Genomic DNA, 16546 nt, shown 5'->3' with positions numbered 1-16546 from the left:
AACAATAAAATGAATACAGATCCAATCGCAGATTATCTTACAAGAGTAAGGAATGCTATTAAAGCCAACCATAGGGTTGTTGAAATTCCTGCATCAAATCTGAAGAAGGAAATCACGAAAGTGCTTTTCGACAAAGGTTACATTGCTAACTTTAAGTTTGAAGAAGTTGGTCCGCAAGGCATCATTAAGGTTGCTTTGAAGTACCACCCGATAACTAAAGTTCCTGCTATACGCAGCATCTCGCGCATCAGTAAACCAGGTTTGAGAAAATACGCAGGCACGGGCAATATGCCCCGGGTATTAAATGGTTTAGGTATCGCTATCATCTCGACCTCAAAAGGTGTAATGACCGATAAAGAGGCACGCCAGCAAAATATTGGCGGCGAGGTATTGTGCTACGTTTATTAATCAAATCAGGAGGAAATTAAGCAATGTCAAGAATAGGAAAAGCACCTATAGCAATACCTTCGGGAGTTACCATTACAGTTAGCGATGCTAACCTGGTTACGGTAAAAGGCCCTAAAGGCGAATTGCAGCAGGCAGTTGATAGCGATATCACTGTTGCACAGGAAGACGGGAACCTGCTGGTTCAGCGTCCTACTGATCAGAAACGTCACAAAGCATTACACGGGTTGTACCGCGCACTGCTTAACAACATGGTTGTTGGCGTTACTACCGGTTACAAAATGGAACAGGAATTAGTTGGTGTGGGTTACCGCGCTACTAACCAGGGCAACACTCTGGACCTGGTATTGGGTTACTCTCACCACTATGTGTTTGAGCTGCCTAAAGAGATAAAAGTTACTACTACTGCTGAAAAAGGTAAAAACCCAACCATCATTCTGGAGTCGATAGACAAACAGCTGATAGGCCAGGTTGCTGCCAAAATACGCTCGCTGCGCGCACCAGAGCCTTACAAAGGTAAAGGTATCAAGTTTGTTGGCGAACAATTGAGAAGAAAAGCAGGTAAATCAGCATCTAAAAAATAATCGTCATGACAGGTAAATTATCAAGAAGAGACAGAATTAAAAAGGGGATCAGGAAACGGATCTCCGGGTCTTCCGAGCGTCCGCGCTTGTCAGTGTACAGGAGCAATAAAGGTATTTATGCCCAGGTGATTGACGATGTGACCGGAAAAACTTTAGCATCTGCATCATCTTTATCAAAAGAGTTCAGCGCAAAAGGCAACAAATCAGATCAATCGGCTGCCGTGGGCAAGCTGGTTGCCGCTAAAGCAGTTGCTGCAGGAATTAAGGATGTAGTGTTCGACAGGAACGGTTACTTATATCACGGCCGTGTGAAATCACTGGCTGAAGGTGCACGTGAAGGCGGTTTAAACTTTTAACAGGAAAGAGCGATGTCAACAATCAACATAAAAAGAGTAAAAACCAGCGAGATCGAATTGAAAGATCGCCTGGTGAGCATACAGCGTGTAGCCAAAGTAACCAAGGGTGGCCGTACTTTCAGCTTTTCTGCCATCGTGGTAGTGGGCGATGAGAATGGTGTTGTAGGTTACGGTTTGGGTAAAGCAAAGGAAGTTACCGAGGCAATTGCCAAAGGAATTGACGATGCTAAGAAGAACCTGGTAAAAGTGCCTATTATCAACGGTACAATACCTCACGAGCAGATAGGTAAGTTTTCGGGCGGTTTCATCTTTTTGAAACCAGCTGCAAACGGTACAGGTGTTATAGCAGGTGGTGCAATGCGCGCCGTGCTTGAATCGGCAGGTGTACACAACGTATTGGCCAAATCAAAAGGTTCATCAAACCCGCACAACGTGGTAAAGGCAACTGTATCGGCACTATCGCAAATGCGCGATGCTTATACTGTAGCACAACACCGCAACATTAGTTTAGGTAAAGTATTTAACGGATAATCGTCATGGCAAAAATCAAAATAACACAGATTAAGAGCGTGATCGATAGGAATTTGCGCCAGAAAAAAACCATCGAAGCATTGGGTTTAAAGAAAATAAACCACAGTGTTGAGGTGGAAGCTACGCCTGCTATTATTGGCATGGTACGTAAAGTTAATCATTTGGTAGCTGTTGAAAATATTTAATATCATGAATTTAAGTAATCTTAAACCTGCAGAAGGTTCTACTAAAAACAGGAAGAGAATTGGCCGTGGTACAGGTTCGGGCCGTGGCGGCACGTCAACCCGTGGTCACAAAGGGGCCGGTTCACGCTCTGGTACAAGCGCCAAGATAGGTTTTGAAGGCGGCCAGATGCCGTTGCAGCGCCGCGTGCCAAAGGTGGGCTTTAAAAATCCTAACCGCGTGGAGTATGTGAGCATAAACCTGGATGCCTTGCAATATTTGGTAGATACTTACAAGGTTTCTGCAATTGATTTTGCAACTTTGAAGGAACATGGTTTGGTTTCGCGCAACGACCTGGTTAAAATACTGGGACGCGGCGAACTGAAAGCCAAGCTGGAAGTAAAGGCTCACGCTTTTTCAGCAACAGCTCAAAAAGCAATTGAAGCAGCCGGTGGTACTATCGTAAAGTTGTAAATCCCAATGAGGAAGCTATTCACTACATTATCCAACATCTGGAAAATTGAAGATCTAAGAGTGCGTATTATTAACACACTCTTATTTCTTTTAATATATCGTATAGGGTCATACGTGGTTTTACCGGGTGTGATCTACTCGAGCCTGAGCGACGGACAGGGCAAAGAAGGCCTGGTAGGCCTTCTGAATATGTTTGCCGGTGGATCGTTCTCCCGCGCGTCTATTTTTGCGCTGGGTGTAATGCCTTATATCTCGGCATCTATCGTGGTGCAGTTGCTGGGCATTGCTGTGCCGTACTTTACCAAACTGCAAAAGGAAGGTGAAAGCGGCCGTAATAAACTAAACCAGTGGACACGCTACCTAACTATCGGTATAACTGCACTGCAGGCTGTAGGTTATGTAAAATCGCAATTGCAACCTAACCAGATAAGCCCCGAGATAAACGCATTTACTTTTAACCTGATGTCGGTAGTTATATTGACGGCGGGCACATTATTCGTGATGTGGCTGGGTGAAAAGATAACTGATAAAGGTATTGGCAACGGTATTTCGCTCATCATTATGGTGGGTATAATTGCGCAGTTGCCAGGAGCGTTCCTCACAGAGTTTAGCGTACGTACCGGCGGTAAAGGCGGTTTGATCACATTCATCGTCGAGCTTATTGCTTTGATAGGTGTGGTGATGTTAACTATTCTCATCGTACAAGGTACACGAAAGGTTGGTGTGCAATATGCCAAACGTATTGTGGGTAACAAACAATACGGTGGTGTGCGCCAGTATATACCGTTGAAAGTTAATGCAGCGGGTGTAATGCCTATCATCTTTGCCCAGGCATTGATGTTTATCCCGGCATATATCCCTCAGTTGTTCCCCTCGATTTCAACCAACCCGATCGTGATGTCGATGGCTAATTACACTTCGTGGGCGCACAATCTACTGTTTGCGGTATTGATCATTGTATTTACGTATTTCTATACGGCGATCACGATCAACCCGAATCAAATGGCTGACGATATGAAAAAGAATGGCGGCTTTATCCCGGGTGTAAAACCTGGAAGGACCACTTCTGAATTTATCGACGGCATTATTTCGCGGATCACCCTGCCGGGATCTATTTTCCTGGCCATCATTGCTATCATACCTGCCTTTGCTTCGGCAATTGGCGTGCAGCCTATTTTCTCAAGGTTCTTTGGCGGTACGTCGCTTATCATCCTTGTAGGTGTTGTGCTGGATACTTTGCAGCAGATAGAAAGCCACTTGCTGATGAGGCATTATGACGGCCTGATGAAAACAGGGCGCATTACCGGGCGGACGGCTACGCCTACTTCGGCAGGTACAACGCCGCCGGTTATCTAATTTAATAACATGTCAAAGATCAATTATAAGTCTGTCGAAGAGATAGAACTGATAAGAGAAAGTTCTTTACTTGTTGCCAAAACGCTTGGGGAGATAGCAAAAGTTATACGCCCCGGAATAAAGACTATAGAATTAAACAAACTTGCCGAGACTTTCATCCGTGATAACGGGGGAGTGCCGGCATTTTTGAATTATGGCGGTTTCCCCTATTCGCTTTGCATATCACTTAACGACCAGGTGGTGCACGGTTTCCCCGGTCAGCATGAATTGGTAGAAGGCGACCTGGTATCGGTTGACTGCGGCGTGGTGATGAACAAGTACTATGGCGATTCGGCTTACACCTTTGCCATTGGCGAAGTGGATGATACCGTAAAGAAACTAATGCGGGTAACCAAAGAGTGCCTTTACCTGGGAATTGAAAAAGCAGTTGCCGGTATGCGAGTAGGCGATATTGGCTATGCGGTACAGGAACATGCCGAGAAGAATGGTTTTGGTGTGGTAAAAGAACTGGTGGGCCACGGCGTGGGAACACACCTGCACGAAAAGCCTGAAGTGCCCAACTATGGCAAACGCGGATCGGGCATTAAGCTGGAAGAAGGTATGGTTATCGCTATCGAACCGATGATCAACGCCGGCAGGGCAGGGGTTAAGTTCTGGAACGATGGATGGACAGTATCTACCTCAGACAAAAAGCCATCGTGTCATTACGAACATACAGTAGCCATAAATAAAGGGAAAGCAGACATCCTTTCGTCTTTTTCATACGTTGATGAAGTTTTGAAAGAAAAAGTTAATATTTAGAAAAAAAATACTTAATTTTGCATCCCGGTTTTAAAGCGGATAATAAAGTAATAATCAGTAAAATATGGCTAAACAATCTTCGATTGAACAGGACGGAACAATTCGGGAGGCGTTGTCGAACGCAATGTTTCGGGTTGAACTGGAGAATGGCCATGAGATTATTGCACACATATCCGGTAAAATGCGTATGCACTACATCAAAATTTTACCTGGCGACAGAGTGAAACTGGAGATGAGTCCATACGATTTAAGCAAGGGTAGAATAACCTATAGATATAAATAATAAAGCGATGAAAGTTAGAGCATCCATTAAAAAGCGCAGTGCTGATTGCAAGATCATCCGTCGTAACGGGAAACTTTATGTGATCAACAAAAAGAACCCAAAGTTCAAACAGCGTCAGGGATAAGAATAGTTATTGAATTATAGAATTATTGATTTACTGAATCGGAAGTTAAACAATCATTAATTCAACAATTCAATAAATCAAAATTAAAATATGTATCGATTCGTACAACGGTAGCCGCCGTTCGGTCGATTACTTAAAACAAAAGGAAAAATATGGCAAGGATTTCAGGTATTGATTTACCAAAGAACAAAAGAGGAGAGATCGGACTTACTTACATTTATGGTATCGGCCGCTCAACTGCGCAGGACATTTTGACCCAGGCAGGTGTCGACTTAAATACTAAAGTACAAGACTGGACCGATGAGCAGTTAACTGCTATCCGTACAATTATCAATGACCAGGTAAAAGTGGAAGGCGCCCTTCGTTCAGAAGTGCAGCTTAACATCAAACGCTTAATGGATATAGGTTGCTACCGTGGTACACGTCATCGTAAAGGTTTGCCTTTGCGCGGCCAGCGTACCAAAAACAACTCACGTACCCGTAAAGGAAAACGTAAGACTGTTGCTAACAAGAAAAAAGCTACTAAATAATAAATAGAGATTAGTGACTGGTGATTAATTATCAGTCATTAGGAATAGATAAAATTAAAAGTTGTTGGGTCCGAATTATTCAGTAATTCAGTAATTCAACAAATCAATAATTAAAAAGCAGATGGCTAAAACTAAAAAAGTTACCAAAAAGCGTATAGTTGTTGTTGAGCCTGTTGGCGAAGCACACGTAAACGCTACCTTTAACAACATCATCATCACTTTGACCAACAAGAGCGGACAGGCTATTTCCTGGTCTTCGGCTGGTAAAATGGGTTTCAAAGGATCAAAGAAAAATACCCCGTATGCTGCAGGACAAGCTGCTGCCGATTGTGGTAAAGTTGCTTATGACCTGGGCCTGCGTAAGGTTGAAGTATTTGTAAAAGGCCCCGGCGCTGGTCGCGAGTCGGCTATCCGTACTTTGCAGACTACCGGTATCGAGGTAACAACCATCAAAGATATCACCCCGTTGCCGCACAACGGCTGTCGTCCTTCAAAACGCAGAAGAGTTTAATTAACATAATTTTTTAAAGCTAAGAGTCGCCGGCTGCGGGCCGGTTGATACTTTAAAAACCAATAAAAATGGCTAGATACACAGGACCAAAATCCAAAATTGCGCGTAAGTTCCGCGAGCCCATCTTCGGCCCGGATAAAGCGTTAGAAAGAAAAAACTACCCTCCGGGTATGCACGGCGTTTCAAAACGCAGGGGCAAACAATCCGAGTACTCTGTACAGTTGCAGGAAAAACAGAAAGTTAAATACACTTACGGTGTATTGGAACGCCAGTTTGAGAACCTGTTCCACCGTGCTTCTGCTAAAGAAGGCATCACCGGCGAGAACCTGCTGAAACTGTTAGAGGCACGTTTGGACAACGCGGTTTACCGTTTAGGCATTGCGCCAACCCGTTCGGCAGCACGCCAGCTGGTGGGCCACAAGCACATCAACGTGAACGGCCAGGTAGTGAACATCGCTTCATACAGCCTGAAAGCCGGCGACGTAGTTTCGGTACGCGAAAAATCAAAATCACTGGAAGCCATCAGCAACTCGGTTGCAGGCAGAAAGATAAATAAATACAGCTGGCTTGAGTGGGATGCTGCCAATTTAACAGGCAAATTCCTGAGCTATCCAAACCGCGACGAGATACCTGAGAACATCAAGGAAAACCTTATCGTCGAGTTGTACTCTAAATAATAAAATATTTCCCGCGGAAAATGGTCAGTTTTTCACTGATCATTTTCGTGGTTTAAATCAATAGTAAACAATTAACAAAGGATATAAATGGCAATTTTAGCATTTCAAAAACCAGACAAGGTTATCATGCAGAAATCAACGGATTTCGAGGGTACTTTTGAGTTTCGTCCCCTTGAGCCCGGTTTCGGTATAACCATTGGTAATGCTTTACGTCGTATCTTACTTTCATCTTTGGAAGGCTTTGCAGTTACTTCCGTTCGTTTTTCGGGCGTAACGCATGAGTTTTCGACCATCAAGGGTGTTGTTGAGGACGTTACCGAGATCATTCTGAACCTGAAACAGGTTCGTTTGAAAAAATCGGGTGACTCGGGCGATACTGAAAAAGTATTTGTGATCGTAAACGGTCAGGATGCTTTCAAAGCCGGCGACATTACCAAGTTCTCAAATAACTTTACCGTTCTGAACCCCGACCTGGTGATCTGCAACATGGATACTTCTGTAACCCTGGAGATCGAACTGACCATTAACAAGGGCCGTGGTTATATTCCGAGCGAGGAAAACAAAAACCCCGACGCTAACGTTGGCGTTATCGCTATCGACTCTATCTACACCCCGATAAAGAACGTAAAATACACCATCGAGAACTATCGTGTGGAGCAAAAAACAGACTATGAAAAATTAGTGCTGGACATTGCTACCGACGGTTCTATCCATCCTGAAGATGCATTAAAAGAAGCTGCCAAGATATTGATCCAGCACTTTATGCTGTTCAGCGATGAGAACATGATGCTGGAAGCACAGGCTAAAGAAGAAACCAAAGAGGTTGACGAGGAAATTCTGCACATGCGCAAGATCCTGAAAACTGAACTGGTTGACCTTGACCTTTCGGTGCGTGCACTGAATTGCCTGAAAGCTGCCGACATCCGCAGCCTGGCCGACTTAGTTTCTTATGACGTTGCTGATATGTTGAAGTTCCGCAACTTCGGTAAGAAATCATTAACAGAAATACAGGACCTGGTTAAATCAAAAGGATTATCTTTTGGCATGAACCTGGCGAAGTATAAATTAGACGAAGAATAATTTGGTGAGTGGTCAATGGTGAATAGTCAATATTCACTACTGACCATTGACTATTCACTACCCGCGTAATTCCGAGGGCTTGACGGCAACGCCGCCCGACGGTATGCACGTGCCACAACAAACAAAACAATGAGACACGGAAAAAAAGTAAATCACTTAGGCCGCACCGACAGTCACCGCAAAGCGATGATGGCGAACATGGCGTCGTCGCTTATCCTGCATAAGCGCATCACTACCACATTGGCAAAAGCAAAAGCGCTGCGCGTTTATGTTGAGCCGATACTAACCAAAGCTAAAAGCGACACAACTCACTCGCGCCGTACCGTATTCAGCTATTTGCAGGATAAAGATTCGGTTTCGATACTGTTCCGCGATATTGCTGAGAAAATAGCTAACCGCCCAGGTGGTTATACCCGCATCATCAAAATGGAAAACCGTTTGGGCGATAACGCCGAAATGGCCATGATAGAACTGGTAGATTACAACACCGTTTACGGTAAGGATGTTGCCAAAGCTGAGAAGAAATCAACACGTCGCCGTGGTGGTTCGGGCAAAGGTGGCGCTGCTAAAGCTGCTGCACCTGTAGCCACTGCTCCTGCTGCTGAAGAAGCCGTAGTGGTTGAAGAGCCAAAGGCTGAAGCTGTTGTTGAAACTGCCCCGGTTGCTGAAGCAACTGCAGTGGAAGAAGCACCAGTTGCTGAAGAAACTCCGGAAGCACCTGCTGCTAACGAGGAAAATGCTGAAAAAGGCGAATAAGCCCCCTCTAAATCTACCCCGGTAGGGGAGACTTTAAAATATTAAAGCCCCAATCGTAAGATCGGGGCTTTTGTTTTTGTCAGGTACGAAGGTCCGGAAGGCGCTTAGGTGACGATACGTGATTGCTGTTAACAAACTTTGTCATTGCGAGCGACCGTAGGAAGCGCGGCATCCTCCTCGCCATGCGTTTATTAGTATGCGCAGCGACGGGGTTGCTTCGTCGTACCCTGCCTGCAGGCAGGCAGGCTCCTCGCAATTGGTGCAGGTAGATGAGATAGCCAATGCACAAAGTAACTACTAAATAAGTGAACGCCCGGTTTTGGGGTATAAAAAGAGACGCATAATCATGCGTCTCTACGGGGTTATGGGTATAAATTATCTTCGTTATCCCCACTTAATAACCAATTGGTGGGATTATTAATTATGTATTCGCATACGTTTGTATATTCTTTTTCGTTTCGGATAACTCTGTCGTAATACCTGGGCTGCCATGCAAATTCGATATTGTTTGTTGTTGCCCAGGTTTTAACGGATGCTTTATAGCCCCTGATAATAGAGGCGAGGTTGCGGCTTTGACTGCCGAATTTGTTCATCTGCCAATCAAATTTATCGTCCCTTTTTATATAAAGGATACCATGTATATGGTTAGGCATTACCACGAACTCGTCCAGTTGGACGAACGGAAAATGGTTGGGTATGCCCGACCAGTTATCGTATGCGATTTGGCCGATAGGTGTTTGTTGTAGAGACGCAAGATTTTGCGTCTCTGAATTATTATTCAGGCCGATATTTCCAAAATAATGAACTCTGTCTTTTGTGCAGATGGTAACATAATACAGGCCGTTGGAACCATAATCCCAGCAAGGCAGCCGGGCAGATGGAATACGGAATTTGTTTTTGAACTTTTCCTCCATAAGGTTTTCGCAGATAAATATGGAAAACGTTTTGTAAGAAACAAAATCATGCAGAGGGGGACGTTAATTGGGGACGCATTAATGTCAGGTGGGCGCTTCATTAGAGACGCATAATCATGCGTCTCTACAGGGGTAGACGCGTATCGCGGGATATACGTTTCGTTAGAGACGCATAATCATGCGATATACGCTTCATTAGAGAGGCATAATCATGCGTCTCTACAAACCGGGGGGGAACCCCAAACCCGACATTACAGCCCTTTTACAATCGCCAGCGACTTTTCAACATGATCGGTAGGCGAGATATGGTCGGTTTCGGATGAGAAGACGGCGACTATTTTACCGTCTTTGCCTATTACATAAGTAGTGCGCGGGATAAAGCCGTGGGTAAGATCCTGGCCGATGGCATCTTTAATTCCGGCCCTGCCGGCTGCCATGGTGAGCCCGTAGGATGCTGCAATTTTGCCGTCGGCGTCTGATGCTACCGGGAACTTGCCTGCGCAGTACGCCGGATCGGACGAAAACTTGTTCAGCCGCTGGATATCGTCGGCCGATACGCCGATGATGGTAGCCCCGGCGGCGGTAAATTTAGCCTTGTCTTCGGCAAAGGCATGTGCCTCGGCATCGCAGCCGCCGGTATAAGCCGAAGGGTAGAAATAAACCACAACGGAACCTTTGGCAAGGGCTTTTTTTAATGAAAATTCAAATTCGCTGCCGGCAAGGCTGGCTTTGGCGTTAAATGCAGGCGCTGCGTCGCCTTTTTTCAGCATAGCCGATTGGGCAAGGCCGGTACGGGTTACAAGCAGCGATAAGCTGAAAATTAAAAAAGATAAAAGATATGATTTCCTGGTCATGACTGGTGGATTTGGACAATTAATGGTGTTTAATCAAAGCTACGATAGTTTGGGGAAAACAGTTGGGTGGTAGTAGAAATTTTACTTGATGGGATGTTGAGCGTTGCCCGCTGGTGGGAGCGGGCCGCGTTTGGAGGCCTGTCCCGATAAATATCGGGATGTAAGTCCTCGCCGCGCTGCGGGCGTTTCACTTCAATCCCTAACGCGGAACCATACCCATCTATCAATCAAATATTCCTGGTATTACCATGTTTGGGTCAACATCCTCAGGGTCGTGATCGTATGCTCGACATAGGTCAAATTCGGTTACAGCATCTGGTGATAATTCTTGCATTATAATTGTTCTATTGTCGTCCTTAACGCTTATGATTTTGAATTTGGCATCAGGAAGAAAAAGCACTTCATTTTCATGCAAGTTATTAGATATTTCTGAAATGTCTCTTGCATGTCCGTTAGAGATTGTGGTTATTTCCCAAAGCATAGGGTCAGCAGTAATATCATCTTTTGAGGTTGACAAAAAATATGGAACTCGCACAGTTAGGCCTACATTATCCTTAAACCAATTGAACTTCCGTAGATTTTCGTCAGCCTGCTCCCATCGCCAAACTTTTCCTTCGAAAGGTGACAACTTTTGCAATGCTCGTTCTAACGCATTAGCGAAGTGCTTCTTGCACTCGGAATTATGTTCATTGCAATCTCGCTTATCACAATTTAGCCAACTTGAACAGCTACCGGTGTACGACCAAATAAAAAATCCGTCTTCTGCGTTTAAACCTAATTGTTTTAAACTATTAACGCGCGGCTCCTGTGGATGTTCATTTTCACAATCTTCCATCCAGGACTTAAAAGCCTTATCATGAAGACGCTTCATGCTAACATTGTGATGATCTTTCTGATTAGGATATGAGTCTATAAATTCCTTTAAATTCATTCAATGATGAATAATAATTTAATTGTAGTAAGCTCCAATTGATACTTTAATTGCAACTACATTCTATTCGAACTTTTTCTTCTAGTAACCTTAATCTGTCATCAGTGAGCATAAAACCACCTTGAGCTTCACTTTCAACTTCTTTGGATATTTCCATAATATGATCGATGGTCCTACTCTTGATGAGTTTTGCAACTTCTCGAAAGTCATTGTCCGTCCAAAATCTTTCGTTTGTTGAGAAACGATGAACATAAGATTTATTTAGAATCATAGAATTGATATTAGTGGTTTCCATTGCTAAATAGTCTTGAATGTGACCTTCAGCGCTTACAGGCACATACATGGCACGAAGAGATTCTATAGTATGGTAGTAATTTGTGAACACCTCTTTAACTGTTTTGCTGATAACTAATTTTTTATCAGCACTAACAGAGTCTATTGTCTTGGAAATAATAGGTTTTATTTCATGGGGATCGGGGAATAGCTTGTACCACCACAAATCTTTAGTAGCTATTCCAGTTATTAGCGCTAATAAAGCCGATAGAATAATTCCCTTTGCTTCCTTTGTTTTGAAATAAGAAAAAAAAGAATTTTCGGGACTTTGTTTTGCCATTCTAGCCTTTTCTTCAAATTCTACTTTAGCCATGGTGAGCAGATTGAATAAAGCATTTTTGTCTGCTAACCAAGCTTTATTGTTTTCGAAATGAATTGTGTCGTAAACAAAATGCTTTGGCTTAAAAGTTATTTCACCAATTAAGTCTATGTAAGTTGAATTATCTCCAGGCAATGCTCGAAAATAAGCAAGCAATCTTATCTGAATTTCGTGAACAGTTTTAAATAATTTTTTTTCTTCGGCATAGGCTAACTTTCGGTCATGTTCTGTACTATTATTGGACGTAAACGCTCGATAAATGGCAGGTGAGACGACTTCGTCAGGAAGTTGTTTAACCTCGTTAATAAATGAAACTATTTTGGATATTTCGTGCTTATTCATTAAGGTCTTAAAGAATTTCGATTACCTAGATTCAACATTACTAGAGTTCAGTTTTCTCTTATTCTCAAACTCGGTAACGTAATAAAATATACTCCAAATTATAAATAGCATACTTACAGTAACGCATGCATACAAACTGAATGTTTCTATGAATTGAACTGTATATGGTTTAATGAAACAAAAGCAAAGATTATAGGATTGAAAGGTGTTAATAAAAGAACTTATAATAATAACTATTAAAAATGCAGGCAGTGAAAAAATTGTAAAGAGTATCAATTTTCTTTTAAATTTTCGTTTTTCTGTGTTAACGCTAAGCAATTCAAGCATGAATGAAAAAGGAAGCACATTTAATGTATTAGGATTAAAATTTGGAAATGTTCGTTCGTCTTTTTTGGGCCGTATTTGATAAATTTTATAGCCCGCCTCTTGCAATGCAAAAATCAAATCCCTTCGGCGTTTAGCCATCATTAACCATTCAAATATCAGATAACTTAAAAGAGTTGGGCTTAGGACTCTGATTATTAATGCGCTTATTTCGACATCAAATATTTTAAACTTGTCAAAACTATTAGGGAAAAAAATAAGAGCGATCAAGATTAAAATAAATCTTGATATAACATTACTGCGTTTGTTCAATTCTTTTAATTGATCAAAGCCTTTTTCATAATAAGCCTTTAAAACATCCATGTCAGATGTTTGGATGGCGTAGTCCTTAACTTTTTTCAAACTTAGCATTGGATAAAGTCAGTTTACTGTAAACAAATTTACTAATAAACGAGGAAGTTTCCCCAACGCTCGCGCACACGTGCCGCGTGTGTCTTCATAAAACTTGCAACGAGATATCAAACCCGGTATATTTAACCCGCGATGCCAAAACCTATTAAATACATTTGCAGTTGCTGCGGGAAGGAGCACGAAGAGTGGCCGGCTTTGACCTATAAGTCCCCGCAAAACTACGATCAGTTGTCGGATGGCGAGAAGAAAAAGATAGCAGAGCTGAGTGATGATTTCTGTATCATCTACTATGCAGGCCAAACCGGCCGGTTCATACGCTGCACTCTAACACAAAAAGTGACAGATCATTGCGAGGACCTGCAGTACGGCTTGTGGGTATCGCTGAGTGAGAAGAGTTTCCAGGATTACAGCGACAATTTTGACAATGAAAACCACAAAGCTGGATATTTTGGCTGGTTAAGTAATGCCTTGCCGGATTATACTTTTGATGAAAGTATCCCAATGGATGTGTTTGCCCAGCCTGGCAACCAGCGACCCGATATTGCGCCGCATACTGATTTCGACCATCCTTTTGTACATGACTATTATAATGGTATTACCAAAGCTGAAGCTGAGCGGAGGATAAGGGATATGATGGAGCGTACCAACGGGAAGGATTAATATCGGCTGTCATGCTGAGGCTCTCGAAGCCCGCCTGCCGGCGCGCAGGCATGGCGGGCAGGAACCCTCGCACACCCTTCGAGTGCCTCAGGGTGACGACCCACTATAATTCCTGCAATTCCGGTTCAGAGACGCATAATTATGCGTCTCTACATGAGTATATTGTGTACCGCTTCCGGGGTGTCCCACTTCTCAACCTGCACGAACTTCAATACACCAAGCATGCTCAGCCTGCCAAAAACTACCGCAATTGATTACAATGGACTTTTGTTGCTCTATTTGCATTTTATTGGCATAGCAGAAGCTTGAACGGGCGTTTTAGAGCCTTTTTGCAAGTTGCTGTATGTCAGGTCGCTGGATATTTGGGTTTTCACAAGGGCAAACAGGGGTACACTAAGGCCGGGGTTGGTGTATATACTACCGGGCTGATAATCTGGTGCTTACAATGATCCGGAACCCCACAGCTGCATTTTTGTAGGTACTTAATGTAATGGCAGATTCCGGCAAAAAACACGCAGCAGGGGCGGAAATATGATGGTTACACCCTGTAACAATTAATTGTTTGATATTCAGTTGTTTAATGTCAAAAAACCCTAAAAAGTGTAAACCATGTTAACCCTGTTTGGAGTCTTAAGTCTGGAGGCGGAAGTCTTAAGCCGGAACAGGCTGTTGGCGCCTCTGACTTAAAACTCAAGACTACGGACTCAAATCTCTCAAATTCTGACATCCTGTCACCCGAAGTGTATTCTTTTGTGACTAAATAAACAGTATCGGGGCTGGTTTTTGCCGCTATTTCTGCCAAATGTGTATTGGCACAAGGCTTGTTAATATGGTATGGAATACAACAATTCAGTAAAGGAAAAATCAATCATAATATGTCTAAAATAATAGGAATCGACTTAGGAACAACGAACTCTTGCGTGGCCGTGATGGAAGGTAACGAACCGGTAGTTATAGCCAACAGCGAGGGTAAACGTACTACGCCGTCGGTTGTCGCATTTGTTGACAACGGCGAGCGTAAGGTGGGCGACCCTGCCAAGCGTCAGGCTATCACCAACCCAACCAAAACTATCTACTCTATCAAGCGCTTCATGGGCAACAAGTTCGACGAAGTGACTAAGGAGACCGCGCGTGTACCTTATAAAGTGGTAAAGGGCGATAACAACACCCCCCGCGTTGAGATAGACGACCGTAAATATACCCCGCAGGAAATTTCGGCAATGATATTGCAGAAAATGAAAAAAACTGCCGAGGACTTTTTGGGCCAGGAAGTAACCCGTGCGGTAATTACCGTACCCGCTTACTTTAACGATGCCCAGCGCCAGGCTACCAAGGAGGCCGGCGAAATTGCCGGTTTAAAGGTAGAGCGTATCATTAATGAACCTACTGCTGCTGCCCTGGCCTACGGTCTGGATAAAGCGCACAAGGATATGAAAATCGTGGTGTTCGACTGCGGTGGCGGTACGCATGACGTATCGGTGCTGGAGTTGGGCGACGGTGTGTTCGAAGTAAAATCAACCGATGGTGATACCCACCTGGGTGGTGACGACTTTGACCACGTAATTATCGACTGGCTGGCCGACGAATTTAAAAATGACGAAGGTATCGATCTGCGTAAGGACCCAATGGCTTTGCAGCGTTTGAAGGATTCGGCAGAAAAAGCTAAGATCGAGCTTTCAAGCAGTCCGCAAACCGAGATCAACCTGCCGTATGTTACCGCTGTTGACGGTATGCCAAAGCACTTAGTTAAAACTTTGACCCGTGCTAAATTTGAGCAACTGTGCGATAGCCTGATCAAACGTACTATCGACCCTTGTAAATCGGCGTTAAAAGCCGCCGGTTTGACCATCGCTGATATCGACGAGATCATCCTGGTGGGTGGTTCAACCCGTATCCCTGCGATACAGGAAGCTGTTGAGAAATTCTTTGGCAAGGCCCCTTCAAAAGGTGTAAACCCTGACGAAGTGGTTGCCATAGGCGCTGCCATACAAGGCGGTGTATTAACCGGCGATGTGAAGGATGTGTTGTTGTTAGATGTTACCCCGCTTTCCCTTGGTATTGAAACTATGGGCGGTGTGATGACCAAACTGATAGAAGCCAATACAACCATCCCGACCAAAAAATCGGAAACATTCTCGACCGCATCTGACAGCCAGCCTTCGGTAGAGATACACATTCTGCAAGGTGAGCGCCCGATGGCCGCTCAAAACCGGACGCTGGGCCGTTTCCACCTGGATGGGATTCCGCCAGCACCGCGTGGTGTGCCGCAAATTGAAGTGTCGTTCGACATCGACGCCAACGGTATATTGCATGTAGCTGCCAAGGATAAGGCTACCGGTAAGGAACAGAAGATCCGTATCGAAGCATCCTCAGGTTTGACGGATGCTGAGATCAAGAAGATGAAAGACGAAGCCGAAGCAAACGCTGAAGCTGACAAGAAGGCAAAAGAGGAAGTTGAAAAACTGAACTCGGCCGACGCGCTGATCTTCACCACCGAAAAGCAACTGAAGGAATATGGGGACAAGATACCTGCTGACAAAAAAGCACCTATCGAGGAAGGGTTGACCAAGCTGAAAACTGCTTATTCGTCAAAAGACCTGGCCGCAATAGAAACCGCACAAGCCGAGTTGAATGCAGCATGGACTGCAGCTTCTGAGGATATGTACAAGGCGTCAGCCGAAGGTGCACAGGCTCAGCCTGGCGCTGGTGATGCAGGCCCTGGCGCAGGAGCCGGAAACGGACAGGAAGGCGCCGACCATGTAACCGATGTCGACTTCGAAGAAGTAAAATAACCCCTAAAGGGAATAAATACAGAGCCCTTCCGCTGA

The 16546-nt window shown here is 44.1% G+C and carries 22 protein-coding genes; 17 read left to right on the top strand and 5 right to left on the bottom strand.

Translation table 11 applies throughout. The features are described 5' to 3' along the window. The first annotated feature begins 9 nt into the window (after positions 1 to 9). The 15 genes from rpsH to rplQ all read left to right on the top strand — a co-directional run bounded on the left by rpsH (position 10) and on the right by rplQ (position 8630). Positions 10 to 408: a 30S ribosomal protein S8 gene (gene rpsH, locus VL525_RS18045; protein ID WP_325388433.1), complete on the top strand. Its 399-nt coding sequence runs from the start codon at positions 10 to 12 to the stop codon at positions 406 to 408. A gap of 23 nt (positions 409 to 431) precedes the next feature. After that, positions 432 to 989 (top strand): 50S ribosomal protein L6, encoded by a 558-nt coding sequence (rplF, locus tag VL525_RS18040; protein ID WP_325388426.1) that lies wholly within the window; start codon positions 432 to 434, stop codon positions 987 to 989. Next, the gene (gene rplR, locus VL525_RS18035) at positions 986 to 1345 is read left to right on the top strand and encodes a 50S ribosomal protein L18 (protein ID WP_414684787.1); all 360 of its coding nucleotides are present in this window, start codon (positions 986 to 988) and stop codon (positions 1343 to 1345) included. Before rplF ends, rplR begins: the two co-directional genes overlap by 4 nt. Before the next feature lie 27 nt (positions 1346 to 1372). Beyond that, positions 1373 to 1876 carry a 30S ribosomal protein S5 gene (gene rpsE, locus VL525_RS18030; RefSeq protein ID WP_325388432.1) on the top strand — a complete coding sequence of 168 codons (504 nt, stop codon included), beginning with the start codon at positions 1373 to 1375 and terminating at the stop codon, positions 1874 to 1876. Positions 1877 to 1881: 5 nt separating this feature from the next. Continuing rightward, the gene (gene rpmD, locus VL525_RS18025) at positions 1882 to 2061 is read left to right on the top strand and encodes a 50S ribosomal protein L30 (RefSeq protein WP_147034177.1); all 180 of its coding nucleotides are present in this window, start codon (positions 1882 to 1884) and stop codon (positions 2059 to 2061) included. Between the two features lie 4 nt (positions 2062 to 2065). Next, the gene (gene rplO / locus VL525_RS18020) at positions 2066 to 2512 is read left to right on the top strand and encodes a 50S ribosomal protein L15 (RefSeq protein WP_325388424.1); all 447 of its coding nucleotides are present in this window, start codon (positions 2066 to 2068) and stop codon (positions 2510 to 2512) included. Positions 2513 to 2518: 6 nt separating this feature from the next. Beyond that, positions 2519 to 3868 carry a preprotein translocase subunit SecY gene (secY, locus tag VL525_RS18015; protein WP_325388423.1) on the top strand — a complete coding sequence of 450 codons (1350 nt, stop codon included), beginning with the start codon at positions 2519 to 2521 and terminating at the stop codon, positions 3866 to 3868. A gap of 9 nt (positions 3869 to 3877) precedes the next feature. Continuing rightward, positions 3878 to 4669 carry a type I methionyl aminopeptidase gene (gene map / locus VL525_RS18010; protein WP_325388422.1) on the top strand — a complete coding sequence of 264 codons (792 nt, stop codon included), beginning with the start codon at positions 3878 to 3880 and terminating at the stop codon, positions 4667 to 4669. A gap of 64 nt (positions 4670 to 4733) precedes the next feature. After that, positions 4734 to 4952 (top strand): translation initiation factor IF-1, encoded by a 219-nt coding sequence (infA, locus tag VL525_RS18005; protein WP_090643449.1) that lies wholly within the window; start codon positions 4734 to 4736, stop codon positions 4950 to 4952. A gap of 7 nt (positions 4953 to 4959) precedes the next feature. Then, positions 4960 to 5076, top strand: a complete 117-nt coding sequence (gene ykgO / locus VL525_RS18000; RefSeq protein ID WP_022833269.1) for a type B 50S ribosomal protein L36 — start codon at positions 4960 to 4962, stop codon at positions 5074 to 5076. 152 nt (positions 5077 to 5228) lie between these two features. Beyond that, positions 5229 to 5606 carry a 30S ribosomal protein S13 gene (rpsM, locus tag VL525_RS17995; protein ID WP_325388421.1) on the top strand — a complete coding sequence of 126 codons (378 nt, stop codon included), beginning with the start codon at positions 5229 to 5231 and terminating at the stop codon, positions 5604 to 5606. A gap of 121 nt (positions 5607 to 5727) precedes the next feature. Next, positions 5728 to 6117 (top strand): 30S ribosomal protein S11, encoded by a 390-nt coding sequence (gene rpsK / locus VL525_RS17990; RefSeq protein ID WP_325388420.1) that lies wholly within the window; start codon positions 5728 to 5730, stop codon positions 6115 to 6117. A 68-nt stretch (positions 6118 to 6185) separates the two neighbouring features. Further along, positions 6186 to 6794 (top strand): 30S ribosomal protein S4, encoded by a 609-nt coding sequence (gene rpsD / locus VL525_RS17985; RefSeq protein WP_147034171.1) that lies wholly within the window; start codon positions 6186 to 6188, stop codon positions 6792 to 6794. An 87-nt stretch (positions 6795 to 6881) separates the two neighbouring features. Next, the gene (locus VL525_RS17980; protein WP_325388419.1) at positions 6882 to 7874 is read left to right on the top strand and encodes a DNA-directed RNA polymerase subunit alpha; all 993 of its coding nucleotides are present in this window, start codon (positions 6882 to 6884) and stop codon (positions 7872 to 7874) included. Positions 7875 to 8003: 129 nt separating this feature from the next. Further along, complete coding sequence (rplQ, locus tag VL525_RS17975; RefSeq protein WP_325388418.1) at positions 8004 to 8630, top strand: 50S ribosomal protein L17; 627 nt, start codon at positions 8004 to 8006, stop codon at positions 8628 to 8630. Between the two features lie 362 nt (positions 8631 to 8992). On the opposite strand, the gene VL525_RS17970 is transcribed toward rplQ, so the two are convergent. The 5 genes from VL525_RS17970 to VL525_RS17950 all read right to left on the bottom strand — a co-directional run bounded on the left by VL525_RS17970 (position 8993) and on the right by VL525_RS17950 (position 13049). Continuing rightward, positions 8993 to 9544 carry a transposase gene (locus VL525_RS17970; RefSeq protein WP_325388417.1) on the bottom strand — a complete coding sequence of 184 codons (552 nt, stop codon included), beginning with the start codon at positions 9542 to 9544 and terminating at the stop codon, positions 8993 to 8995. Positions 9545 to 9795: 251 nt separating this feature from the next. Beyond that, on the bottom strand, positions 9796 to 10398 hold the full coding sequence (locus VL525_RS17965; RefSeq protein ID WP_325388416.1) for a peroxiredoxin: 603 nt from the start codon (positions 10396 to 10398) through the stop codon (positions 9796 to 9798). 223 nt (positions 10399 to 10621) lie between these two features. Further along, entirely contained in the window at positions 10622 to 11329 is a 708-nt protein-coding gene (locus tag VL525_RS17960; protein WP_325388415.1) for an ADP-ribosyltransferase, read from the bottom strand. A 46-nt stretch (positions 11330 to 11375) separates the two neighbouring features. Then, positions 11376 to 12323: a hypothetical protein gene (locus VL525_RS17955; RefSeq protein WP_325388414.1), complete on the bottom strand. Its 948-nt coding sequence runs from the start codon at positions 12321 to 12323 to the stop codon at positions 11376 to 11378. Between the two features lie 21 nt (positions 12324 to 12344). Beyond that, entirely contained in the window at positions 12345 to 13049 is a 705-nt protein-coding gene (locus tag VL525_RS17950; RefSeq protein ID WP_325388413.1) for a hypothetical protein, read from the bottom strand. A 141-nt stretch (positions 13050 to 13190) separates the two neighbouring features. Between VL525_RS17950 and VL525_RS17945 the strand changes: the two genes are divergently transcribed. Both VL525_RS17945 and dnaK read left to right on the top strand, forming a co-directional pair. Further along, positions 13191 to 13718 (top strand): DUF2199 domain-containing protein, encoded by a 528-nt coding sequence (locus VL525_RS17945; protein ID WP_325388412.1) that lies wholly within the window; start codon positions 13191 to 13193, stop codon positions 13716 to 13718. An 875-nt stretch (positions 13719 to 14593) separates the two neighbouring features. Beyond that, positions 14594 to 16510, top strand: a complete 1917-nt coding sequence (gene dnaK, locus VL525_RS17940) for a molecular chaperone DnaK (protein ID WP_414684786.1) — start codon at positions 14594 to 14596, stop codon at positions 16508 to 16510. Positions 16511 to 16546 lie beyond the last annotated feature (36 nt).

It is taken from the genome of Mucilaginibacter sp. (genome assembly GCF_035492695.1).
Lineage (GTDB): Bacteria > Bacteroidota > Bacteroidia > Sphingobacteriales > Sphingobacteriaceae > Mucilaginibacter.
This window is presented reverse-complemented; position numbering and strand designations above follow the sequence as displayed.

What these genes read in the sequence shown, in the direction of transcription:
- rpsH (WP_325388433.1), top strand. Translation starts at nt 10, where the DNA reads ATGAATACAGATCCAATCGCAGATTATCTTACAAGAGTAAGGAATGCT.
- rplF (WP_325388426.1), top strand. Translation starts at nt 432, where the DNA reads ATGTCAAGAATAGGAAAAGCACCTATAGCAATACCTTCGGGAGTTACC.
- rpmD (WP_147034177.1), top strand. Translation starts at nt 1,882, where the DNA reads ATGGCAAAAATCAAAATAACACAGATTAAGAGCGTGATCGATAGGAAT.
- rplO (WP_325388424.1), top strand. Translation starts at nt 2,066, where the DNA reads ATGAATTTAAGTAATCTTAAACCTGCAGAAGGTTCTACTAAAAACAGG.
- secY (WP_325388423.1), top strand. Translation starts at nt 2,519, where the DNA reads ATGAGGAAGCTATTCACTACATTATCCAACATCTGGAAAATTGAAGAT.
- map (WP_325388422.1), top strand. Translation starts at nt 3,878, where the DNA reads ATGTCAAAGATCAATTATAAGTCTGTCGAAGAGATAGAACTGATAAGA.
- infA (WP_090643449.1), top strand. Translation starts at nt 4,734, where the DNA reads ATGGCTAAACAATCTTCGATTGAACAGGACGGAACAATTCGGGAGGCG.
- ykgO (WP_022833269.1), top strand. Translation starts at nt 4,960, where the DNA reads ATGAAAGTTAGAGCATCCATTAAAAAGCGCAGTGCTGATTGCAAGATC.
- rpsM (WP_325388421.1), top strand. Translation starts at nt 5,229, where the DNA reads ATGGCAAGGATTTCAGGTATTGATTTACCAAAGAACAAAAGAGGAGAG.
- rpsK (WP_325388420.1), top strand. Translation starts at nt 5,728, where the DNA reads ATGGCTAAAACTAAAAAAGTTACCAAAAAGCGTATAGTTGTTGTTGAG.
- rpsD (WP_147034171.1), top strand. Translation starts at nt 6,186, where the DNA reads ATGGCTAGATACACAGGACCAAAATCCAAAATTGCGCGTAAGTTCCGC.
- VL525_RS17980 (WP_325388419.1), top strand. Translation starts at nt 6,882, where the DNA reads ATGGCAATTTTAGCATTTCAAAAACCAGACAAGGTTATCATGCAGAAA.
- rplQ (WP_325388418.1), top strand. Translation starts at nt 8,004, where the DNA reads ATGAGACACGGAAAAAAAGTAAATCACTTAGGCCGCACCGACAGTCAC.
- VL525_RS17970 (WP_325388417.1), bottom strand. Translation starts at nt 9,544, where the DNA reads ATGGAGGAAAAGTTCAAAAACAAATTCCGTATTCCATCTGCCCGGCTG.
- VL525_RS17965 (WP_325388416.1), bottom strand. Translation starts at nt 10,398, where the DNA reads ATGACCAGGAAATCATATCTTTTATCTTTTTTAATTTTCAGCTTATCG.
- VL525_RS17960 (WP_325388415.1), bottom strand. Translation starts at nt 11,329, where the DNA reads ATGAATTTAAAGGAATTTATAGACTCATATCCTAATCAGAAAGATCAT.
- VL525_RS17955 (WP_325388414.1), bottom strand. Translation starts at nt 12,323, where the DNA reads ATGAATAAGCACGAAATATCCAAAATAGTTTCATTTATTAACGAGGTT.
- VL525_RS17945 (WP_325388412.1), top strand. Translation starts at nt 13,191, where the DNA reads ATGCCAAAACCTATTAAATACATTTGCAGTTGCTGCGGGAAGGAGCAC.
- dnaK (WP_414684786.1), top strand. Translation starts at nt 14,594, where the DNA reads ATGTCTAAAATAATAGGAATCGACTTAGGAACAACGAACTCTTGCGTG.